The following is a 21916-nucleotide window of genomic DNA, read 5'->3' as shown; positions in this document are numbered from 1 at the left end:
AATATATGTGAGGAGCCATAAAAAATGAAAGCTTTAAGTCGAATGTTGAAGTTGTTGATGTTGATCAGCGCGCTATTTGTAGCAATCTCGCAAGGACAAGCTCATAGTCAAACGCCAAGTCAAGATGGCGAAAAAAAATGGCCCGATAAGCGTATTCGGATCGTTGTTGGTTTCCCTGCGGGATCGCTCACCGATACGATCGCACGCCTAATCGCAGAACAATTAGCTACCTCGCTCGGCCAAGCGGTAGTCGTAGAAAACAAGCCCGGCGCAAACGGTGCAATTGGTGTGGGAGAAGTCGCTCGTGCAACGCCTGATGGTTATACGCTGCTGGTGACGAACTCGAGTAGTATCACGATCAATCCTCAGCTTTATAAACAAATAAGTTACACGGCATCCGATTTTGCGCCGGTCTTCACGATTCTTGAAGCACCCTTCATCTTGACGGTGAATCCCGACTGGGCAAAATTAAATGATGTCAACACGGCTAAAGACCTTGTCGAATATTCTCGGCGTCATCCTGAAAAGCTGAGTTTTGGTTCGGCAGGTCAGGGTAATATTTCGCACCTCATGTTTGTGTCGCTGAGCAATGCAACGGGTATTAAGACCACCCACGTGCCATATAAAAGCGCTTCACAATCTCAATTGGCCTTGATTAGCGGTGAATTAGATGCCAACTTCGACACACTGAGCGCAATCCCTGTCGCACAATCTGGCAAAGTCAAAGCCTTGGCGGTCACAGCAAACAAAAGGCTCAAAGAATTACCTGATCTGCCGACAATGGCTGAGGCAGGCTTCGATAATTTTGAAATATTGTTTTGGATGGGACTACTAGCACCAGCGGGTACCCCTGAACCAATCGTACAAAAGATTTATGAGTCGGCGAAGCAGATAACCAGTAACAGCAGAGCAATGTCAGCCTTGACGCTGAATGGCGAGGCCTTAATCTTAGATCCGGTCGACTTCAAGAAACGAATTAATAAAGAAGTGCCGCAGTGGGGTGAGGTAATCCGTCGCGAGAGACTGGTGCTTGATTAAGATTGAAGCCATTACACTGGACTGGCAAGATTAAAAATAAGCGTGGGCCCTGAATCCAAAAATATTTACTGGACCACGGTCTCTGTTGTACCCAGGGTTGCCGATGTGTTGATAATCAATTGCTAATGAGAGAAAGTCTGTGACTGCGAAGTTGTAATAAACCTCTAGGATTCGTTCGGGCCCATAGTTCAACGCCCCATCACCAACCAATATACCCAGACCGCCTGCTGCAAAATATTGCTGAGCGTCAGTTGAGAGGGCGTTTACTATCCCTGCGAGGCCAAGCGTATCATTTGGACGTCCCCAACTGTTTCCTTTGATGGATACGCCACCGCTAACTGATTGATTGATGTCGGTGAATTCGTAAGCTTCTTGCGCACCGCTATTTTGACTGGCTCTGAGAAACATCCCTAGCGTGGGGGTGATCTCTTGTTCAAAATTAAGGGCTACACCAGGCCGCCAGGCCATTTGTCTGACAAGCCCTGTGTCAGGTGAACCACCCGTTTGCTGAGAGAGTGCGACTGCGTCGCTATAGCGCCCCATATTGGCCCGATTGACGAAGCCAAGAATCTTGAACTTACCCTTTTTGCCCCAAAGTTCGTGACGTTCTTCAAACTCGGTCACCAACTGATATTGCTTAAAACCGATATCGATTTGTGTGCTGTTCGGTACAACTGACAAGTTGAAGAAGCCACCTCTTAGGGACCACCAATCCTGATTCCACTCAATCGCAGCACCGTAGGTATAGCCCCAAGCATCGGCGGCATAGTCAAACGCACCGGCTTCGACACCTGCCCAGTTGGCAAAATCCAATCGTGGATCGTGAGCGTAACTATTGGTGTCAAAGATATCGACGACGGCAAACTTACCCGCCGTAATGATGATGTTGTTGGACGTCATCGTCTTGGCTAACTGATTGGGCTGGTCTTCGAGTGTGATGGACTCACCACCCAGATTGAACGATTGACGAATAAAGGCGCGAGTTGTTCGGTAATACGGCTCGGCGCTACCTACTTTGTAAGCCAAGCCACTGGGAAATCCAGCAGCGCCCAAAGTGCCTGCAAGTCCAAAGCCCTGATCAATTTCGGGGTTGAAATAGGCTTCGGCACCTGTCCAGAGCTTCATCCCGATGAATAAACCCGCGTCGAACGTCCCGGCACTGTCGGTGTAGGCCGGTAGGCTATTAGCGCCAGAATAGGGTGCGCTGAAAGCAGCCTTCGATTGAGTAAACGACGTCATCTGCCCATGGATACTAAAGCGCTGATCTGCTAGCGGCGTTGTTTTGTCCGTGGTACTGTCAGTCGTCTCTTGGGCTGCGGCACCAGCGCGATTTTCAACTGATGTTGTTGGCGCTTCAGCTGCGCTTGAATCAAAAATCGTCAGGCTAAGTAGCACTGTCAGGGCAAGTTGTCGTGCGTACTTCATGAGTAGTCCAGAGTAGTTGCGACAGACTGTGCCGCCTTGACAAAGTTTAGTTTTCGGCTTGAAAGCGCTGCCACTAATTTATATTTAGAGATCATTGTATGGCCACAATATGACAAATAAATAACAAAATAAAACAACTCCGAGAGGGCGCGACAGAGCAGAGGGTGATATTTTGTTATTTCGTGTTGAGCAATAAATAGTATTGATTCGTATTTACAAATCATTACAAATGGTAACGATTCTTATTTATATTGTCAATTGTTGATGCTAAGTTGGGTGGCTAGCGAAGGTATGCGCGTGATCCGACTCGGCGCTATGGCGATATCGAAGTACGTCTCTAATTGATGAAATCACCGGTCACGCTTTGATGAAATGGCGGTCACGGTAGCGTGAAATGATCGATTACGATGCTCCGGAATACGCACATTCTATCCGCGCAAGACAAATCATCCAGTATCCTGTTTGCCCGCCCTAAAAATCGATGCAAGAAGTTCTGCAGCTCTCGAATCGTTCGCGATTGAGACGCCGTAAATCATCGAAGCACGTTGTCCTGGCAAAGCCGGGTCGCCTCCAACCTCTAAAGCTGAAGGATTTGCTTTTTTGACCCTGTTCAGTTTCCATAATAACTACGACCGATCCACCATCCAGGTTGTATTCGGTTTCAAAGGAGTGGTGAATTTTCAAGGTGTCGAGGCCAAGCTTGATCGCATCATCCTGATCTTTATCAGGTGAGGCCTCAATTTGAAAGGCGACGCCAGTGGTACTTTTGGGTGAGAAACGCGCACGTCTTAAACGAATCTTTTCAATGCCATGGCTAGACCAGTCTTCAAAAGGCTCCAGCATGCCATCACGCAATTCATTAAGTTTGTATCTTTTTTTCTCAATTTCCTCTGGCTTGATTTCCTGGCCAACCAAATGTTTGCCAAACAACTCAAGAACGGCCGCGTGGTTCTTGGCACCACCCTTCACCACGCTCTCAATCACGCCGGTGGCCGGTTGATACCGTTGTCATACAACCCTTTGATTTTGTGAATCACAACCCACTCCTTCAATGTCGCGCTCCCGGTGCCTTTTATATGGCAAGAACGCTACACGTTTCATGGCTTTACAGCCAACTAAGGTGGGTCAAAACTAATGGCCACTAATGGGTCATTTTAATTGGCCATTAACAGTAACTCATTGATTTTAAATAATTTATCAAAAACTACTCGCGGACTTCGACCCATATCCACAGCGCAGACTCACAGAGACTATCCGCCCCCAGAGACAAAACCTTCACTTTTACCGTCTCGAACCCCCGTCTCCGCAGTCCACAACACTCCCCACAGACCCGCATGAACCCAAACCTACGGCCAAAAAAATACCAACCCCGAAGGGTTGGTATGTGCGGTAATGGTGGAGCCGGGGGGAATTGAACCCCCGTCCGCAAGCCCTAGGCAGGCAGTTCTACATGTGTAGTCTGTTCACTTTTTGTTTAACCTCGGACTATGCCAACAGACAGGCCTTTCCTTGGCGATTCACTTGGTTTTAAGCGTTTGACGAATGACCCGACAAACCCCGATTCTTTGTTGATGACGCTGCTGCGGTTTTACCCACCTGACCCAAAGACAAATCAGTGCAGCGGCTCACCGCTTAAGCGGCCAGAGCGAAACGCGAGTCGTTTGCGTTTGTATTGTTTCCAGTGGATTTACGAGCTTACTGGTGCTCGACATGCCCTGCACTGAGTCGTGACCCACGTCGAATCCGGATCGGCCCCAGTAGTGCTATTGTAGTCCAACTATGCCACAAATAAGACGGGCAATATGTAAACGAACTTAGGCTTATGTGAGTATTTGTTGCACAAGCGGCCAGATGGCTAAAGGGGTTGCAGCATAATGATCAGCCTTCCAGCTGGCAACCGGATGCTCACCGCCACAATAACCGTATTCTGCAGCAACTGAAATCATGTTGGCCGCTTGGGCTGCCTGAATATCCCGCAAATCATCGCCTACATAGATGCAACGATCCACAGAGAAACCAGCTTCTTGTGCCGCATGCTGAAGAGGCAGAGGATGAGGTTTTGCATGAGCTGTCGTATCGCCACAGACTAGTACTGCACAGTCTGCACTTAGGCCAAGGGCAGACACAATAGGCGCTGCCAGATAAGTTGCCTTGTTTGTGACAATTCCCCAGGCCAACCCGGCGGCAGTAATTTGAGACAGAAGTTCAGGCACACCTTCAAATAATCGAGTGTGTATGGTCATTGCTGCTTCATAGTCGTGCAAAAATTGCTTACGGTGATCGTCGTACTCAGGATGATCCGTTGTCATATCCAGCGCAGCCCGAAGCAAACCTCTTGCACCCGCAGAGGCAAAAGGTCTCAGTGACTCGTAGGGCAGGGGCTCTAAACCTTTGCGCGTGCGTTGCCGATTGGCAGCAGCAGCTAGGTCAGGTGCCGTATCGGCCAAAGTGCCATCAAAATCGAATAAAACGAGGCCGGTCATTTTTGTGTTGCCATCAGATAATTGACACTGGTATCACTGCCGAGCGAATAAACCTGTGTGAACAAGTTGTAACTCATGCCTTTGACGTGCACGAGATTTAATCCAGCCCCGCGCGCGGCTTGCGCAAGCTCACTCGGTTTCACAAAACTTTGCCAGCGGTGCGTGCCTTTAGGTAACAGACCAAGAATGTATTCCGCACCAACAATTGCAAACAAAAACGACTTAGGGTTACGGTTAAGCGTTGAAAAAAATACCCAGCCACCGGGTTTTACCAATTGCGAGCAAGCGCGAACGATAGATGATGGATCGGGCACGTGCTCGATCATCTCCATGCACGTCACAATGTCGAAACAACCAGCTTGCTCGGTCGCGATGTCTTCTGCACTGATATTTCGATAATCAACCTGTACGCCAGACTCAAGGCCATGCAGCTTGGCAATTTTCAGTGATTTTTCAGCTAGATCAATCCCCGTTACCTTCGCACCAGCCTTTGCCATCGCTTCTGCAAGAATGCCGCCACCACACCCCACATCAAGTATTTGTTTACCTGACAGATTGCCCACTATCGCTTTAATCCAGTCGAGACGAAGTGGATTAATCGCATGTAAGGGCTTGAACTCACTATTGGGATCCCACCACTTGGCTGCTAACGCGCTGAATTTATCGAGCTCAGCTTGATCGACGTTAGCTGTCTGAGGGGCTGAATGAGCCCTATCGGCAGAAGAAGGTGTTTCAGTTTGCATATTTAACCAATCAGGCAAAACAGGATAAGACGAACAGATTACAACAAAGGAAGCAGCGAGCGGCCGGGCCGTGAAAATCAAAGCACGAAAGCCAAGCGTAACAATAAAAAAAGGCCTCGCAAGCGAGACCTTTTTTAGATCGAAGACAAGGGATTTAACCCTTGCCTAACGACGCAGCATCAATTACTTGCGGCTGCCGACGATTTCGATCTCTACGCGACGGTTCTTGGCACGACCGGCTGCTGTCTTGTTGTCAGCAACTGGGTTGGTCTTGCCTTTGCCTTCCGTGTAAACACGGTTAGCATCGATACCTTTGGTGACCAGATATGCTTTCACTGCAGCAGCGCGACGCTGTGACAGTTTGACGTTATAAGCATCTGTACCGATCGAATCGGTGTAACCAACAGCAATGATGGTCTCAAGATTGATCGTGCCAGCTTGGGCAGCGACTTGATCCAGCAATTTCTTGCCCTCAGGCTTTAGGATTGCTTTGTCGAAATCAAAGAATGCATCAGCGTTGAAAACAACTTTGTTGTTCTCGAGGCCTTTACCAGGCATTTTGTTTTCGGCAACTGCACCGTCGCAACCTGGAGCAGCTGTCGCTGGTGTCCAGTTTGCATCACGCCAGCACAATGTGCTGTCGCCGTTTTTCCAGACGAGCGTACCGTCGCCGTTTTTCCAGTTGTCTACCGTTTGCGCGGAAGCTACGCCAGTTGCTGTGAAAGCAGCGAAGGCGAGTGCCAGAGCGAATTTGGAGGGCTTGTTCATGTTTCTCCTCGTTGAGCATAAAGCTTAAAAGTGTGACTAGCAGCGAACCCCCGCCGCAATAATTCAGGAAACGGGGCCAGTATAGCAACGCTAAGAGCAGGTTTCAAAGAATTACACACTGGTTTTCCTGCGTGCTGACTCGAATCTTACGGTATTTATTTATCTTTTGCTTTCCCTAAGTCCTGAGTTTCCACTTGTTACACGTATTTCTAGCTCTGAACGCCATTTATTGTTGGTTTTTGACAACAATATGTCGGGTTTAGCCTGATGAATGGAAATAAACGTGACACATTTGCTCGGTTGCGCAGTGCTTTTTGCCTCACGTGAGCAGTGCTTTTTGCCTCACGTTAGAGCATCCGTTCTGAATAAGGTTCCGTAAACAGGCAACCGCCTGAGGACTTGATCGCTCACAAGTGTAGAATTCTAGGTTTACCTTCGAGCGTTAACTTTTGTGTACCCCCCTCGAGATTTTAGTGGGTATAAAAAGGTTAGGGCCTTAACCGCAGCTTTTTGTATTGTTGATATATATGGATTCCTTCGCCAAGGAAACGCTTCCAATCTCTCTGGAAGAAGAAATGCGCCGCAGTTACCTGGATTACGCAATGAGCGTGATCGTTGGGCGCGCCCTGCCGGATGTCCGGGATGGTTTAAAGCCAGTGCATCGCCGCGTTTTGTTCGCCATGCACGAGCTCAATAATGACTGGAACCGTGCTTATAAGAAGTCTGCTCGTATCGTTGGTGACGTGATCGGTAAGTATCACCCTCATGGCGATCAAGCGGTCTACGACACGATAGTAAGGATGGCACAGGATTTTTCGCTGCGTTACATGTTGGTGGATGGGCAGGGTAACTTTGGCTCTATCGATGGTGATAACGCGGCCGCAATGCGTTACACCGAAATCCGTCTGGCAAAGATTGCGCACGAACTCTTAGCTGATATTGACCAAGAAACCGTCGATTTCGGGCCAAACTACGATGGCAGCGAACACGAACCCTTGTTGTTACCATCGCGCTTGCCGAATCTGCTGGTTAACGGTAGCTCGGGTATTGCTGTGGGTATGGCAACCAATATTCCGCCGCATAATTTGGCTGAAGTGGTTGATGGCTGCCTCTATTGCCTGCGCAAGCCAGAGTGCACCGTGGATGAACTGATCGAACTGATCCCGGCGCCTGACTTCCCGACTGGCGCGACCATTTATGGTATTGCGGGTGTTAGCGAAGGTTATCGCACCGGTCGTGGTCGCGTCATCATGCGCGCCAAAACGCACTTCGAAGATATGGATAAGGCTGGGCGACAACAAATCGTCGTCGACGAGTTGCCCTATCAAGTCAACAAGAAGACACTACAAGAGCGTATCGCAGAACTGGTCAACGAGAAAAAAATCGAGGGCATCTCAGACATTCGCGATGAGTCGGATAAAGACGGAATGCGTCTGGTGATTGAACTCAAGCGCGGCGAGGTGCCTGAGGTCGTGCTCAACAATCTGTACAAAAACACGCAGTTGCAAGATACGTTCGGCATGAACTTGGTTGCTTTGGTTGATGGCCAGCCTCGCTTGCTAAACCTCAAACAGATGGTTGAGTACTTCCTTCAACATCGGCGCGAGGTGGTCACGCGTCGTACAGTGTTTCAGTTACGTAAAGCAAGAGAGCGTGGTCACGTGCTCGAGGGCTTAGCTGTTGCGCTGGCTAACATCGATGAGTTCATTGCAATCATCAAAGCAGCGCCTACGCCACCGGTTGCTCGGCAGGACTTGATGAGCCGGTCATGGGATTCATCGTTGGTGCGAGAGATGCTGTCGCGTGCTGATGATGAGGCAGTCGGTGGTCGGGCAGCCTATCGCCCGGATAATTTGCCCGACAGTTATGGTTTGCAGGCTGATGGGCTCTATCGCTTAAGTGAAACACAAGCGCAAGAAATTCTGAACATGCGCCTGCAGCGCTTGACTGGTCTTGAGCAAGACAAGATATACAACGAATACAAAGAAGTGATGGACACCATCTCTGATTTGCTTGACATCTTGTCACGCCCAGAGCGAATTACCGCGATTATCAGCGATGAATTGCAAGCGATTAAGACCGAGTTTTCGGTTAACGCTAAAGATGCACGTCGCTCCTATGTCGAGATGAACGCGACTGAGCTAGACACAGAAGACTTGATTACGCCCGCCGACATGGTCGTGACCTTGTCGCATGCGGGTTACATCAAGAGTCAACCGCTGTCAGAGTATCGCGCTCAAAAACGCGGGGGGCGCGGTAAGCAAGCTACTGCAACCAAAGAAAATGACTGGGTCGATCAGTTGTTTATTGCTAATACTCATGATTATTTGCTGTGCTTCTCAGATCGCGGTCGCGTGTATTGGCTCAAAGTTTGGGAGGTCCCGCAAGGCACTCGTCTGTCGCGCGGCAGACCTATCGTCAATATGTTCCCGTTAGTCGATAACGAAAAAATTACTGTTGTGCTCCCGATCAAAGCCTTCAGTGATGACCAGACGGTATTCATGGCAACATCGCGTGGCACCGTCAAGAAGACACCGCTGTCCGACTTTTCCAATCCACGCAAAGCCGGCATTATTGCAGTGGATCTGGATGAAGGTGACTTCCTGATTGGGGCTGACCTCACCGACGGGACACACGACGTGATGCTGTTCGCAGACTCGGGCAAAGCAGTACGCTTCGACGAAAACGACGTCCGACCAATGGGCCGCAACGCTCGCGGTGTGCGAGGCATGATGCTCGAAGACGGGCAAAACGTGATTGCCATGCTGGTCGCGGGTGACGAAAGCCAAACCGTGCTGACTGCCTGTCAAAACGGCTACGGCAAGCGCACACCCATTGGCGAGTACACGCGGCATGGGCGGGGTACCAAAGGAATGATCGCCATTCAGACGACGGCGCGCAATGGCAAAGTCGTCGGTGCAGTGTTGGTCAATTCGACTGATGAAATCATGCTTATTACTACGGGCGGTGTGTTGGTCCGCACTCGCGTGTCAGAGATTCGTGAAATGGGCCGCGCTACTCAAGGCGTCACCTTGATCAATGTGGACGATGGCAGTATGTTGTCAGGTGTGCGACGCGTTGCTGAAAGCGATGCAGACGTTGACGAAGACGAGGCCACAACGGCCGGAACTGTTGCCAGTGACGCTGACAGTGCTGCCTTGCCAGATAGCGATACGACTGAGGGCAAGGATGACAACGACACTGGGACAGAGGTATAGATTGTTATGGCGCGTTACTGGAATTTCTCTGCCGGTCCTTCTGCTTTACCCGAAGCCGTTTTAAAACAAGCAGCCGACGAGATGCTCGACTGGGGCGGCTCGGGTATGTCGGTAATGGAGATGAGCCATAGAGGCAAACATTTCACACAAATCTGCAATGAGGCAGAGGCCGATTTGCGCGAGTTGCTTAATATTTCAGACGAGTATGCTGTGTTGTTCATGCAAGGCGGCGCAACGGCTGAGAACGCAATTGTGCCGCTGAATCTGCTCGCGACACGGCCAGGCCAGTCGGCGGATTTTGTTGTGACTGGGATTTGGTCAACCAAGTCACAGCAAGAGTGTCAGCGCTACGGCAAGTCAAACGTCGCGGCAAGCAATCGCGCTGAGACCGTGATTGACGGTAAAACCTGTGCACCCGGTACCTGGATGCCTTTACCCAATTCGTGGCAAGTCAATCCCGAAGCATCTTATTTGCACTTATGCAGTAACGAAACCATTGCCGGCATTGAGTTTGCCGATTGGCCTTTGATGGCGGATCTTGGTGCCCCCGAGGTAGCTTTAGTGGTTGATGCCTCTTCTCACTTTCTGTCACGTCCAATGGACGTATCCCGCACAGGAATGGTTTTTGCTGGTGCGCAGAAAAATGCAGGGCCAGCGGGCGTCACGATTGTTATCGTCAGACGTGACTTGATCGGCCACGCTCTGCCTATCTGTCCGACAGCCTTCGATTACACCAATGTGGCGCGTGAGCGCTCGATGTACAACACGCCACCAACCTATGCAATATATATCGCCGGCTTGGTTTTTAAATGGCTTAAACGGCAAGGTGGTGTTGCCGCGCTTGAACAGGCGAATATCGCTAAAGCAACGGCGCTCTACAACCGCTTAGATCGTTCGGATTTTTATCGAGCGCCTGTGCATCCTTTTGCTCGGTCAAGGATGAATGCTCCTTTCTTTTTAAAAGATGGCTCGCTTGATGATGCGTTCATCAAGGGTGCAGAGCAGCGTGGTTTGATGGCTTTGCAAGGCCACAAGACTGTGGGTGGTATGCGCGCGTCAATCTATAACGCGATGCCGATGGAAGGGGTTCAGGCCTTGATTGATTACCTTGATGAGTTTGAGCAGGCCAATGGATGAGTCGCTGCTAGCCAAGTTAATTCCGTTGCGAGAGCGGATCGATCAGATCGATGCGCAGATACTGGATTTGTTAAACCACCGGGCGCTGACTGCCCAACAGGTTGGTGATGCAAAACATGCCCATCACGAGCATAGCCCCGTCTTGAGGCCAGAGCGCGAGTCCCAGGTGATCCGAGCCCTACAAGAAAAAAATTCGGGCCCTATGCCCTCGGGCGCGATTTCGTCTATCTGGACAGAAATCATGTCAGCCTGCCGCGGGCTTGAGCAAGCATTAGTCGTTTCTTATCTTGGCCCTGCCGGCTCCTTTTCAGAGCAGGCAGCCTTTGAACATTTTGGTCATTCCGTATCGAGCCTACCTTGTCCCTCGTTTGACGAAGTGTTTCGGGCAGTCCAGTCTGGCAGTGCGCAGGTGGGGATGGTGCCGGTGGAAAACTCAACCGAAGGTGCAGTCAACCGAACCTTGGATTTACTGCGCGAGTCCAATGTAGACATTATTGGTGAGCATTCAATTCTGATTCGTCATTGTTTGATGACGCGCAGTGGCAATATGGATGGCGTGACTAAGGTCATGGCGCACCCCCAGGCGTTGGCGCAATGTCAAGGCTGGCTGAACGCTCACCATCCCTCGATTGCTCGAGAGCCTGTTTCAAGCAATGCAGAGGCAGCGCGCTTGGCCGCTATTGACCCAACCATTGCAGGGATTGCGAGTGACGCTGCGGCGCAGACATGGGGTTTGCAAGTTGTGTCTCAGGGTATCCAAGATGATCCCCATAATCGAACACGATTTTTAGCAATTGGGCAGTTGAAAACCTTGCCAAGTGGTCGCGACAAGACCAGTTTGATTCTCGCAGTATCCAATGAAGCCGGCGCGGTATACAAAATGCTCGCCCCGTTCTCAACCAATGGTGTGTCAATGACTCGTTTTGAGTCACGTCCAGCCAGAACGGGTGATTGGGAATACTATTTTTACGTAGACGTTGAAGGTCATCAGCTCGATCCTTCAGTCAAACGAGCGCTAGCTGAGCTCAAAGCGCAATGCGCTTTTTTCAAAATTCTTGGCTCTTATCCCTGTCAGTAAAGGGCTAAATAATCATCGCGTTCGATTTATTCACATCCTTGGCTAACTTACTCAGCTAACTTACTCGGCTAACCCACATGTCGTCTGAAAAATCGGTTTTCATTGCACCCGCTCATATTGCGGCGATTTCTCCTTATCAACCCGGCAAACCGATTGACGAACTTGCCCGTGAGTTTGGATTAAATCCAGACAAAATCGTCAAGCTCGCCTCCAACGAAAATCCGCTAGGTATGCCCGAATCAGCCAAGCGGGCTATCGTCGCAGCGATTGATCAACTGGGGCGCTATCCGGATCCCGCTGGCTTCGATCTGAAGCGCGCCTTATCCGAGCGCTATGACATCGACCAAGCTTGGCTAACACTGGGCAATGGTTCAAACGACATTCTTGAGCTGGTTGGATTGGCTTTACTTGAGCCAGGTAGCGGTGTGGTGTATGCCAGGCACTCTTTTGCTGTGTATCGTCTGGCAACACAGGCTCGCGGGGCAAAACATGTCGTGGTGCCTGCAGTCAACTTAGGACACGATCTGCCAGCCATGTTGGCTGCGATCGATGAGGCAACACGCTTGGTGTTTATTGCGAATCCCAACAACCCGACGGGTACTTATTTATCTAATCAGGCGATTGAGGATTTTCTCGCCCAGGTTTCGGCTAAATACGGCACTCGCGTCACTGTGGTGCTGGATGAGGCCTATAACGAATTTCTGGAGCCGCAACAGCGTGTAGACAGTGTGGCGCTCGTTAAACGGTATGCGAATTTAATCGTCTCACGAAGTTTCTCGAAAGCCTATGGCTTAGCAGGCTTGCGGGTGGGCTTCTCGATGGCACAGCCGCAACTGACTGACTTGCTCAACCGCGTTCGGCAGCCGTTTAATGTCAATTCTTTGGCTCAGGCTGCTGCGATTGCTGCCTTGAAAGACGCTGAGTTCCTGGCGGAAAGTTTCGAAGTCAATCGCAAAGGCAAAGCTCAATTACAAACCGCTTTTGAGCAGTTAGGTTTGACCTATGTGCCCAGCTTTGCCAATTTTGTTTTGGTAAAAGTTGGCGACGCGGCAGGCATGAACCTTGAACTACTCAAGCGTGGCGTCATTGTTCGCCCCGTGGCGGGCGATGGCTTGCCTGAGTGGCTGCGCGTGTCCATCGGTTTACCAGAAGAGAATCAAGTATTCATCAATGCGTTGACTGATATTTTGACTAAAGCTTGAACATGTCTGAGCAAATCGTCCAGCAAGCGCAATCAATCAATACGATCGACACGCTTGCCGTCGTCGGGGTTGGCTTGATTGGTGGGTCGTTTGCAGCTGCGTTGCGTCAAGCGGGCGCCGTCAAACGTATTGTCGCTGCGGGACGACGATCAGAAACGCTTGAGCAGGCGCTTGACTTGGGCTTGATTGACGAGATTGTTTCTTATGAGACCCTTGCAGCTCAGGCGGACGTCATTTTTCTTGGCACACCTGTCGGTGCAATGGCTGATGTGCTGACTCGCTTGCTACCGCATTTAAAGCCTGATGCAATCCTGACCGACGGCGGCAGTACTAAACAAGACGTGATTGAAACCGTTAATCAAGTGCTGAAGTCGCGCGCCAGTCAATTTGTGCCAGGCCATCCCATGGCAGGTTCTCACGAGACAGGGCCCGCTGCCGCGCGCGCCAATTTGTATGTGAATCAACGTGTCATGCTGACGCCGTTGCCTTCAAACAAAAGCGCTGACGTCGATGTTGTCGTCGCGCTCTGGCAAGCCTGCGGGGCTCAAGTGGTAACGCTTGATCCGCTCGCACACGACGAGGCGCTTGCATCGGTTAGCCATCTGCCACACTGGATTGCAGCGCTCTACATGGCTCATATTATGCAGAGCGATAACCCTGACTTACGACTGGCACTGGCTGGATCAGGCTTTAAGGACTTCAGTCGCATTGCTCAAGGGTCGCCTGAGATGTGGCGGGATATCTTCCTCGCTAATCGTGACGCGTTACTGCAAGATATCGCAGCCTTTCGGCTCATGATGGATAGGGCGGAGGCCGCTTTGATAGATAAAGACTCAAGCTTTATCGAAAACCTGCTCGAAGAATCCTCAGCCGCGCGTCGCAGCTGGAAGGGGTTTGGTCAATGAGTCCGGGCCAGACACCAGATTCTCCTGCCTCGCTTGAATTAAGCCACGCCTCCGAAGCGCACGGTCAAATGACCCTGCCTGGGTCGAAAAGTATTTCCAATCGCGTGCTGTTGCTGTCGGCCCTGGCGCTAGGCGACACAAAGATTGATGGCTTATTGAAGTCCGACGATACTGATGTCATGCTTACCGCACTTAGACAACTGGGTGTGCACATTGAACAACTATCAGATCAATCGGTGATTGTGTCGGGTGTGAGCAGATTTCCAGTTAAAGCAGCAAAGCTGTTTCTCGGTAATGCGGGTACTGCCTTTCGACCAATCACTGCGGCACTCGCGATGATGGGGGGCGACTATGAGTTGTCGGGTGTCCCGCGCATGCATGAGCGACCAATCGGTGACCTGGTCGATGGATTGAACGAGTGGGGCACTCGCATCGCCTATTTAGGTCAAGCCGGTTTTCCTCCCTTGGCAATCAGTCCGGCCGGCATGCTGTCGGATGTGGTTCGGGTGCAAGGTTCCGTATCCAGTCAGTTTCTGACAGCCGTTTTAATGGCGGCCCCTTTAGCTGTTGCTCGCACCGGTCGCGGCTTGACCATTGAGGTTGTGGGCGACCTGATTTCAAGACCTTATATCGAACTAACCTTGAATTTGATGGCCCGTTTCGGTGTGCAAGTTGAGCGGCTTGGCACACAGCGATTTGCTGTTCAACCGGGTATGCAGTACCGCTCGCCTGGTCAGTTGCTGGTCGAAGGTGATGCGTCCTCGGCCTCTTATTTTTTGGCGCTGGGCGCGATAGGCGGTGGCCCGTTACAGGTAAACGGGGTGGGGCTCGGCAGCATACAAGGCGACATCGCCTTCGCCGATACGCTTGAAATGATGGGCGCCCAAGTTACCCGTAGCGTCTCTTCTATCGAAGTGCGTGGCGTGCGTGTCGCGACGGGCGCCAAACTGAAAGCATTTGATGCAGATTTCAATTTAATCCCAGATGCTGCAATGACGGCCGCAACGCTCGCCTTGTTCGCCGATGGCCCTTGCACCTTAAACAACATCGGCAGCTGGCGAGTTAAAGAAACCGACCGCATCTATGCGATGCAAACAGAGTTGACCAAACTCGGTGCAAAGGTTGATAGCGGGCCAGATTGGTTGAAGGTTGAACCAATCTCGACGGGTTGCTGGAAAGACGCAACGATTCACACCTACGATGATCATAGGATGGCGATGTGCTTGTCGCTTGCTGCCTTTGGGCCTGCCAAAGTGACTATCTTGGATCCCGCTTGTGTCAGCAAGACTTTCCCGACGTATTTTGAGGTCTATCGGGGATTAGTTCGATGAATGACGTTGCTCAGATTGCACCGGTTATCACGATTGATGGGCCGACGGCCTCAGGTAAAGGTACGGTGGCAAGCCTGATTGCACAAGCGCTTGGTTGGTCTACGCTGGATAGTGGCGCGATTTACCGCCTGACCGCGCTGGCTGTGCTCAATCATCAGGTCCCACCAGACGATGCCTTGGCGGTCGCTCAGATTGCCGAGCATCTCGATGTGTCCTTTCACGTCAATGGCGTCACGCTTGAAGGCCAGGAGGTCAGTTCCCTTATCCGGCAGGAGCACGTGGGCAATCTCGCATCCAGGTTGGCGCCTAATCCGGCGCTGCGTGCCGCACTGTTGGCCCGGCAACGGGCATTCAGACGACTGCCGGGCTTGGTCGCTGACGGTCGGGATATGGGGACGATCGTGTTTCCCGATGCTGATTTAAAGATATTCTTGGTGGCTGATGTACTCGCACGTGCCGAACGTCGCTATAAGCAGTTGATCGATAAGGGTATTTCTGCTAATCTAGAGGACTTGCTTGCAGATATGCGAGAACGTGATCGGCGCGATATTGATCGCTCGGTTGCTCCGCTAGTCGCTGCACAAGGCGCCCATACGATTGATTCGTCGAAATTGACTATCGATCAGACGGTGCAAACCATCCTGAGTCTATATCGGACTTAGGTTTTTTAACTCTAACCTCATCGGTTTCGACAGCCGTCGCAAATTGGTGTGCTACCCGACCCCACTGGGTCATTTGGATTTCCCCAAACATGTCAACTCAACAAACCTCTATTGAATCCGGCGAAAGTTTTGCCGCGATGTTTGCCGAAAGTATCGAAAAGCAGGATTTAAAGTCCGGCGAAGTGATCTCGGCAGAAGTGATCCGTATTGACCATAACTTTGTCGTCGTCAATGCTGGCCTGAAATCAGAAGCACTGATTCCTCTTGAAGAATTCCTCAACGATCAAGGCGAGCTCGAAGTTAATCCAGGTGACTTTATCTCTGTTGCCATTGACTCGCTCGAAAACGGCTACGGTGATACCGTGCTGTCGCGTGATCGCGCCAAGCGTTTGTCGGCTTGGCTCTCACTCGAGCAATCGCTCGAGAAAAACGAATTGGTGACCGGCACGATCACCGGCAAGGTCAAAGGCGGTCTGACTGTCATGACAGCTGGTATCCGTGCTTTCTTGCCTGGGTCCTTGGTCGATTTGCGTCCTGTGAAAGATACGACGCCTTTCGAAGGCAAGACCATGGAATTCAAAGTGATCAAGCTTGATCGTAAGCGTAACAACGTCGTTGTCTCGCGTCGTGCGGTGCTTGAAGCCAGCATGGGCGAAGAGCGTCAGAAGCTGCTCGAAAACCTGCAAGAAGGTTCCATCGTCAAAGGCGTGGTCAAGAACATCACCGACTACGGCGCATTCGTGGATCTGGGTGGTATCGATGGCCTGTTGCATATTACCGACATGGCATGGCGTCGTGTACGTCACCCATCGGAAGTCCTGACAGTGGGTCAAGAAGTCGAAGCTAAAGTACTGAAGTTTGACCAAGAAAAGAGCCGTGTCTCGCTGGGCGTCAAACAATTGGGCGAAGATCCCTGGGTTGGTCTGGCTCGTCGCTATCCGCAAGGCACTCGTTTGTTCGGTAAGGTCACGAACCTCACCGACTACGGTTCATTTGTTGAAGTTGAAGCTGGCATCGAAGGTCTGGTTCACGTCTCAGAAATGGATTGGACCAACAAAAACGTTGACCCACGTAAAGTGGTTACCTTGGGTGACGAAGTTGAAGTCATGGTTCTCGAAATCGACGAAGATCGTCGTCGCATTTCGTTGGGCATGAAACAATGCCGTCAGAATCCTTGGGAAGAATTCGCAGCGAACTCTAAGCGCGGCGATAAAGTTCGCGGCGCGATCAAGTCAATTACTGACTTTGGCGTGTTCGTTGGTTTGCCAGGCGGCATCGATGGTTTGGTGCATTTGTCAGATCTCTCGTGGACTGAAACGGGTGAAGAAGCCGTTCGCAACCTCAAGAAAGGCGACGAACTCGACGCAGTGGTTTTGGGTATCGACACTGACAAAGAGCGTATTTCGCTTGGCGTGAAGCAACTTGAAGGTGATCCCTTCAACAACTTCGTGGCAACCAACGACAAAGGTGCTGTTGTGCCTGGCGTGGTTAAGGCAGTTGAGCCCAAGGGCGCAACGATTACCCTTTCACACGAAGTTGAAGGTTACTTGCGTGCCTCAGAGATGGCTTCTGGTCGTGTTGAAGATGCAACCACAGTGATGAAAGTTGGCGACAACGTCGAAACCATGATTATCAACGTCGATCGCAAAACTCGCGCGATCCAGTTGTCGATCAAGGCACGTGATAGCCAGGATACTGCCGAAACCATGCAACGCATGACAGAAGCTAGTGCATCGTCGGGCACCACGAACTTGGGCGCACTGCTCAAGGCCAAGCTCGATCAGGCTCGTGATACCGAATAACACCGGTGACCAAGTCTGAATTGATCGCCATCTTGGCGGCCCGCTACCCACAGTTGGCCGTTCGAGATACCGATTTAGCTGTGAAAACCGTACTTGATGCGATGGTTCAGGCATTAGCCGAAGGCCAGCGCATTGAGATACGAGGTTTCGGCAGTTTCTCGTTATCCGAGCGGGCACCTCGTGTCGGTCGCAATCCGAAGTCCGGTGAGCAGGTGATGGTCCCTGGTAAACAGGTGCCTCACTTTAAAGCCGGAAAAGAGTTGCGCGAGAGGGTAGATGCAACGGCAGACGACGACTCAGCTGACGATGCTGCGTTCGATGTGGATTTAGACAGCACCAGTTCAATCGATACAGAGCGGTTTGTATCGTCAAAGCGAGCGTCTGCCTAGCGTTGATTTGCTGTCCTGTTTTGCTTGTTAAGATAAACCGTCCTCTTGGGGCGGTTTTTTTTGCCAGGAAAATAGGGGCAAAATGCAATGAGTTGACGTGGGGTGACTTACAATCTATTTTTGCGATTCGGAGAAGAACCATGCGATATCTAGTGTGGGCTTTACGGTTTGTGGTTTTTTCTGCAGTGCTGTTGTTCGCCTTAAACAACACCGATGAGGTGACGGTTAAAATTTATGGCGATTTGCAATTTGACCATGTCCATCTCATTGTCGTGATGCTTGCCGCTTTCGTGGTGGGTACCTTGTTTGGTTTGCTGTTGACCGTGCCGGGCTCCTTGAGACGTCGCCGCGAAATCATGAGATTGCGTAAAGATATCGAACGAATTCAAAAAGCAGTCAATCCGTCGACTAACGACAGCGTGTCACCGGATGTTCTGCTGCCGCTATCGCCATTTTGATCTATTACTAATCTGGACCTGATACGTGGATTTTGAATCCTGGTGGTTGATTTTCATCCCCTTGCTTTTTGGCCTGGGTTGGATGGCTGCTCGTCTTGATATCAGTCAAATTTTGTCAGAAACCCGCAATCTGCCGGATTCATATTTCAAAGGTTTGAACTTTCTTCTAAACGAAGAGCCAGATCAAGCCATCGACGCCTTTATTGAAGTCGCTAAGCTCGACCCCGAGACGACCGAGCTTCACTTCGCCCTAGGCAGCTTGTTTCGTCGCCGTGGTGAAATGGAAAGAGCCATCCGAGTTCATCAAAGCCTCTTGGCCCGTGCTGATTTGCCCGATAGCCAGCGGGAACATGCCAAGCATGAACTGGCTCAAGACTATCTGAAAGCTGGCATGCTCGATCGGGCGGAAGAAGGTTTTTTGGGGCTTGATGGCTCTACGTATTCGCTGCCTGCATTACGTGCATTGATTCGTATCTATGAATCCGAGCATGATTGGCCGCGAGCCATCGATGCTGCGAAGAAATTACGCAAAATCGTCGATGAGCCAATTCCACAATTAGTCCACTATCACTGTGAAATTGCGCAGGCTGCGCTGCAACAGACACCTGCTAATCCAGATGAAGCGCAGTTGGCGCTAAATGCCGCACAACAAGCCTCGGATTCAGCCGATCAAATCAGTCGACCCGCCAGCCCTTATAGCGCAGGTATCGCGGCGCCCAAGGTACGTATTGCGATGCTCAAAGCTGACATCGCCGCGGCGCGCAATGATCAGAAAGTCGAGCACGAGGCTTTATTATCTGTTCTGAAGCAAGCCCCTGAATTCGCCGGTTTGATCGCAAAATCTCTTCAAGCAAGTTTTGTTAGCCTAGGGCAATCGTCCCAAGGTCTTGAGATTCTGCGCCAGCACTATCAGATCTACCCATCGCTTGATTTATTTAACGTCGTTTTTGGTGGGCTCAGGGCTCAAGATGGGGCTGAGGCTGCCTGGGAGTTCGCACGCGACGCCCTCGAGTCTAATCCGTCTTTGTTGGGTTTGGATCGAATGCTTGAGATCGAATTGATCCAAGCTGCCGATAGCACGGCGGCTAGTTCTGCCGCTGACCGCGAGGCAGGGGGCTTCCAGAAGCTACCTGGGCCAGACTTTGCACTATTGCGTAAACTCATCAAGCGTCATACTCAAAGACTGGATCGCTACGCATGCAATATGTGTGGTTTTCAGGCGCGTCAATATTATTGGCAATGTCCCGGATGTAACTCGTGGGAGACCTATCGTCCCCTTCGTTTGGAGGAAGTACAGTGAGCGCATTTCCCGCAGCTGCCGTGGCAGCTACGCGCATTCTCGTGGTCGGCGACGTGATGCTCGATCGCTATTGGTTTGGCAAGGTCGAGCGGATTTCACCGGAAGCCCCTGTCCCTGTCGTGCATGTTGTTAAGCGTGAAGATAGGCTCGGTGGCGCTTCAAATGTGGCACGCAATATTGCCTCCTTAGGTGCGCAGGCGACCCTCTTGGGTATCGTAGGTAAAGACGAAGCAGGCGAGCAGCTCAGTAAGTTGCTCGAAGCCGATGGCGTCCAAGGGCAATTGGTACTTGACCCCAGTATTCACACGACCATGAAGATGCGGGTCTTGGGGCAACAGCAGCAAATGCTAAGGGTTGACTTCGAAGAGAAACCAAGTGCCACTGCCCTAGATGCGCTAAGAGCCCGTTTTGAACCCTTGCTTGCTTCGCATGACGTCGTGGTTCTGTCGGATTACGCTAAGGGTGTCTTGACCGAGGTAGACGCCTTGATTGAAATTGCCCGTGCAAAAGGGCTCCCAATTTTGGTGGACCCCAAGGGTAGTGACTACAATCGGTATCGCGGTGCCACGCTCGTCACGCCCAACCGAAGTGAAATGCAACAAGCAGTAGGCCTCTGGTCCTCTGAAGCAGATTTGACTGATCGTGCCCAAAAGCTCAGAGCGCATTTGCAACTAGAAGCACTTTTGGTAACCCGCTCTGAACAGGGGATGACCTTGTTTAATGACCAGGGAAGCGATCACGTCGATGCCCAGGCTCATGAGGTATTTGATGTGTCAGGTGCTGGCGATACTGTCTTGGCAACCTTAGCGGTGATGCGAGCGGCGGGGGTAGAGTGGTCAGAAGCGATGCGTTGGGCAAATAGGGCTGGTGGTATCGTGGTGGGTAAATTAGGGACGTCAATCGTCACAGCGGAGGAGTTGTTATGTTTGTAGTCACTGGTGCGGCAGGTTTTATCGGCTCGAATATTGTCGCGGCACTGAATGCGCGCGGCATCACGGATATTCTCGCAGTGGACGATCTCAAGGATGGTGACAAGTTTGTCAATCTTGCCAAATACACCATTGCTGATTACATGGATAAGTCTGGTTTCAGGCGGATGGTCGCGACCGGCGGTTTAAATAAGGTGCAGGCGATCTTTCACCAGGGAGCCTGCTCGGATACGACCGAGCGTGACGGGCAGTTCATGATGGATAACAACTATCGCTACACGCTCGAGTTGTTTGAGTACTGCCAAACGCATGGCACTCAGTTGATTTATGCTTCCTCCGCTGCGGTATACGGTGCTGGTCCTGAATACATTGAGGATGCGGCCTACGAACATCCCTTGAATATTTACGGTTACTCGAAGCTGCTGTTCGATGAAGTACTGCGCAAACGGTTTGACGATCTCACCTCGCAAGTTGTTGGCCTGCGTTATTTCAATGTTTATGGCCCGAACGAGCAACATAAAGGTCGTATGGCCTCTGTTGCGCTACACAACATGAAGCAATATCTGGCTGAAGGTTCAGTTCGCTTGTTCGGTGGTTGGGATACTTATGCCAACGGTGGCCAAATGCGTGATTTTATCCATGTGGATGATGTGGTTGCCGTCAATATGTATTTCTTTGACAACCACGAAGTCTCAGGGATTTTCAATTGCGGCACCGGTCGGGCGCAGCCGTTTAACGATGTGGCTTTTTCTGTCATCAACACGATGCGCGAGATCGAAGGTAAAGAGCCCTTGATTTTGAGCCAGATGATTGAGCAGGGCTTGATCCAGTACATGGATTTCCCCGAGGATCTCAAGGGACGTTATCAAAGCTATACACAGGCGGATACGTCAGCGCTGCGGGAAGCCGGTTTTGTCGAACCGATGTTAGATGTGCAAGCAGGTGTGGCGCAATATGTACGATCCCTGTATCCGGATGCGAAATCTTTAAAGCGCCGGTGAGCTTAGCAAGATCGTAAAGTCTCGCATGGATTAAAAACGTATTGAGT

At 51.0% G+C, this 21916-nt stretch carries 19 protein-coding genes and 1 other RNA gene; 14 read left to right on the top strand and 6 right to left on the bottom strand.

What is annotated here, in order from left to right:
* Positions 1–24: 24 nt before the first annotated feature.
* A complete protein-coding gene (locus BCM14_RS03725; RefSeq protein WP_259673405.1) occupies positions 25–1038 on the top strand; it encodes a Bug family tripartite tricarboxylate transporter substrate binding protein in 1014 nt (337 codons plus the stop codon).
* Positions 1039–1068: 30 nt separating this feature from the next.
* Here BCM14_RS03725 and BCM14_RS03720 read toward each other — a convergent pair whose 3' ends face one another.
* The 6 genes from BCM14_RS03720 to ompA all read right to left on the bottom strand — a co-directional run bounded on the left by BCM14_RS03720 (position 1069) and on the right by ompA (position 6457).
* Complete coding sequence (locus tag BCM14_RS03720; RefSeq protein WP_106226630.1) at positions 1069–2463, bottom strand: carbohydrate porin; 1395 nt, start codon at positions 2461–2463, stop codon at positions 1069–1071.
* 471 nt (positions 2464–2934) lie between these two features.
* Positions 2935–3447, bottom strand: a complete 513-nt coding sequence (locus BCM14_RS03715; RefSeq protein ID WP_106226629.1) for a hypothetical protein — start codon at positions 3445–3447, stop codon at positions 2935–2937.
* Positions 3448–3856: 409 nt separating this feature from the next.
* Positions 3857–4219: a transfer-messenger RNA gene (gene ssrA, locus BCM14_RS03710) on the bottom strand.
* Positions 4220–4283: 64 nt separating this feature from the next.
* Positions 4284–4946, bottom strand: a complete 663-nt coding sequence (locus BCM14_RS03705; protein ID WP_106226628.1) for an HAD family hydrolase — start codon at positions 4944–4946, stop codon at positions 4284–4286.
* The gene (ubiG, locus tag BCM14_RS03700) at positions 4943–5689 is read right to left on the bottom strand and encodes a bifunctional 2-polyprenyl-6-hydroxyphenol methylase/3-demethylubiquinol 3-O-methyltransferase UbiG (RefSeq protein ID WP_106227027.1); all 747 of its coding nucleotides are present in this window, start codon (positions 5687–5689) and stop codon (positions 4943–4945) included. The genes BCM14_RS03705 and ubiG overlap by 4 nt, the downstream gene beginning before the upstream one ends.
* A gap of 183 nt (positions 5690–5872) precedes the next feature.
* On the bottom strand, positions 5873–6457 hold the full coding sequence (ompA, locus tag BCM14_RS03695) for an outer membrane protein OmpA (protein WP_106226627.1): 585 nt from the start codon (positions 6455–6457) through the stop codon (positions 5873–5875).
* Between the two features lie 527 nt (positions 6458–6984).
* Here ompA and gyrA point away from each other — a divergent pair.
* The 13 genes from gyrA to rfaD all read left to right on the top strand — a co-directional run bounded on the left by gyrA (position 6985) and on the right by rfaD (position 21869).
* Positions 6985–9675: a DNA gyrase subunit A gene (gene gyrA / locus BCM14_RS03690; RefSeq protein WP_106226626.1), complete on the top strand. Its 2691-nt coding sequence runs from the start codon at positions 6985–6987 to the stop codon at positions 9673–9675.
* A 6-nt stretch (positions 9676–9681) separates the two neighbouring features.
* Positions 9682–10812 carry a 3-phosphoserine/phosphohydroxythreonine transaminase gene (gene serC, locus BCM14_RS03685; protein WP_106226625.1) on the top strand — a complete coding sequence of 377 codons (1131 nt, stop codon included), beginning with the start codon at positions 9682–9684 and terminating at the stop codon, positions 10810–10812.
* Positions 10805–11890, top strand: a complete 1086-nt coding sequence (pheA, locus tag BCM14_RS03680; protein WP_106226624.1) for a prephenate dehydratase — start codon at positions 10805–10807, stop codon at positions 11888–11890. The genes serC and pheA overlap by 8 nt, the downstream gene beginning before the upstream one ends.
* A gap of 77 nt (positions 11891–11967) precedes the next feature.
* Entirely contained in the window at positions 11968–13092 is a 1125-nt protein-coding gene (hisC, locus tag BCM14_RS03675) for a histidinol-phosphate transaminase (protein ID WP_106226623.1), read from the top strand.
* A gap of 2 nt (positions 13093–13094) precedes the next feature.
* Positions 13095–13997, top strand: a complete 903-nt coding sequence (locus tag BCM14_RS03670; protein ID WP_106226622.1) for a prephenate dehydrogenase — start codon at positions 13095–13097, stop codon at positions 13995–13997.
* Positions 13994–15328 (top strand): 3-phosphoshikimate 1-carboxyvinyltransferase, encoded by a 1335-nt coding sequence (gene aroA / locus BCM14_RS03665; RefSeq protein ID WP_106226621.1) that lies wholly within the window; start codon positions 13994–13996, stop codon positions 15326–15328. The genes BCM14_RS03670 and aroA overlap by 4 nt, the downstream gene beginning before the upstream one ends.
* Positions 15325–15990 carry a (d)CMP kinase gene (gene cmk, locus BCM14_RS03660; protein ID WP_106226620.1) on the top strand — a complete coding sequence of 222 codons (666 nt, stop codon included), beginning with the start codon at positions 15325–15327 and terminating at the stop codon, positions 15988–15990. The genes aroA and cmk overlap by 4 nt, the downstream gene beginning before the upstream one ends.
* Before the next feature lie 89 nt (positions 15991–16079).
* The gene (gene rpsA / locus BCM14_RS03655) at positions 16080–17792 is read left to right on the top strand and encodes a 30S ribosomal protein S1 (protein WP_106226619.1); all 1713 of its coding nucleotides are present in this window, start codon (positions 16080–16082) and stop codon (positions 17790–17792) included.
* A gap of 5 nt (positions 17793–17797) precedes the next feature.
* Positions 17798–18181, top strand: a complete 384-nt coding sequence (locus tag BCM14_RS03650) for an integration host factor subunit beta (RefSeq protein WP_311042721.1) — start codon at positions 17798–17800, stop codon at positions 18179–18181.
* Between the two features lie 140 nt (positions 18182–18321).
* The gene (locus tag BCM14_RS03645; protein WP_106226618.1) at positions 18322–18639 is read left to right on the top strand and encodes a LapA family protein; all 318 of its coding nucleotides are present in this window, start codon (positions 18322–18324) and stop codon (positions 18637–18639) included.
* Positions 18640–18664: 25 nt separating this feature from the next.
* Positions 18665–19939 (top strand): lipopolysaccharide assembly protein LapB, encoded by a 1275-nt coding sequence (gene lapB, locus BCM14_RS03640; protein WP_106226617.1) that lies wholly within the window; start codon positions 18665–18667, stop codon positions 19937–19939.
* Complete coding sequence (rfaE1, locus tag BCM14_RS03635; RefSeq protein ID WP_106226616.1) at positions 19936–20871, top strand: D-glycero-beta-D-manno-heptose-7-phosphate kinase; 936 nt, start codon at positions 19936–19938, stop codon at positions 20869–20871. Before lapB ends, rfaE1 begins: the two co-directional genes overlap by 4 nt.
* The gene (gene rfaD / locus BCM14_RS03630) at positions 20862–21869 is read left to right on the top strand and encodes an ADP-glyceromanno-heptose 6-epimerase (RefSeq protein WP_106226615.1); all 1008 of its coding nucleotides are present in this window, start codon (positions 20862–20864) and stop codon (positions 21867–21869) included. The genes rfaE1 and rfaD overlap by 10 nt, the downstream gene beginning before the upstream one ends.
* Positions 21870–21916: the final 47 nt, after the last annotated feature.

Origin of the sequence: Jezberella montanilacus (genome assembly GCF_003003055.1) — a bacterium.
Classification (GTDB): Bacteria; Pseudomonadota; Gammaproteobacteria; order Burkholderiales; family Burkholderiaceae_B; genus Zwartia; species Zwartia montanilacus.
Note: the sequence above shows the minus strand (reverse complement) of the source record. Positions and strands in the feature narration are given on the sequence as shown.

Excerpts from the sequence above, each read along its gene's own strand:
- hisC (WP_106226623.1), top strand. The coding sequence starts at position 11,968 with ATGTCGTCTGAAAAATCGGTTTTCATTGCACCCGCTCATATTGCGGCG.
- BCM14_RS03645 (WP_106226618.1), top strand. The coding sequence starts at position 18,322 with ATGCGATATCTAGTGTGGGCTTTACGGTTTGTGGTTTTTTCTGCAGTG.
- BCM14_RS03720 (WP_106226630.1), bottom strand. The coding sequence starts at position 2,463 with ATGAAGTACGCACGACAACTTGCCCTGACAGTGCTACTTAGCCTGACG.
- gyrA (WP_106226626.1), top strand. The coding sequence starts at position 6,985 with ATGGATTCCTTCGCCAAGGAAACGCTTCCAATCTCTCTGGAAGAAGAA.
- rpsA (WP_106226619.1), top strand. The coding sequence starts at position 16,080 with ATGTCAACTCAACAAACCTCTATTGAATCCGGCGAAAGTTTTGCCGCG.
- ompA (WP_106226627.1), bottom strand. The coding sequence starts at position 6,457 with ATGAACAAGCCCTCCAAATTCGCTCTGGCACTCGCCTTCGCTGCTTTC.
- BCM14_RS03725 (WP_259673405.1), top strand. The coding sequence starts at position 25 with ATGAAAGCTTTAAGTCGAATGTTGAAGTTGTTGATGTTGATCAGCGCG.
- cmk (WP_106226620.1), top strand. The coding sequence starts at position 15,325 with ATGAATGACGTTGCTCAGATTGCACCGGTTATCACGATTGATGGGCCG.
- pheA (WP_106226624.1), top strand. The coding sequence starts at position 10,805 with ATGGATGAGTCGCTGCTAGCCAAGTTAATTCCGTTGCGAGAGCGGATC.
- BCM14_RS03705 (WP_106226628.1), bottom strand. The coding sequence starts at position 4,946 with ATGACCGGCCTCGTTTTATTCGATTTTGATGGCACTTTGGCCGATACG.
- rfaD (WP_106226615.1), top strand. The coding sequence starts at position 20,862 with ATGTTTGTAGTCACTGGTGCGGCAGGTTTTATCGGCTCGAATATTGTC.
- ubiG (WP_106227027.1), bottom strand. The coding sequence starts at position 5,689 with ATGCAAACTGAAACACCTTCTTCTGCCGATAGGGCTCATTCAGCCCCT.
- aroA (WP_106226621.1), top strand. The coding sequence starts at position 13,994 with ATGAGTCCGGGCCAGACACCAGATTCTCCTGCCTCGCTTGAATTAAGC.
- BCM14_RS03670 (WP_106226622.1), top strand. The coding sequence starts at position 13,095 with ATGTCTGAGCAAATCGTCCAGCAAGCGCAATCAATCAATACGATCGAC.
- serC (WP_106226625.1), top strand. The coding sequence starts at position 9,682 with ATGGCGCGTTACTGGAATTTCTCTGCCGGTCCTTCTGCTTTACCCGAA.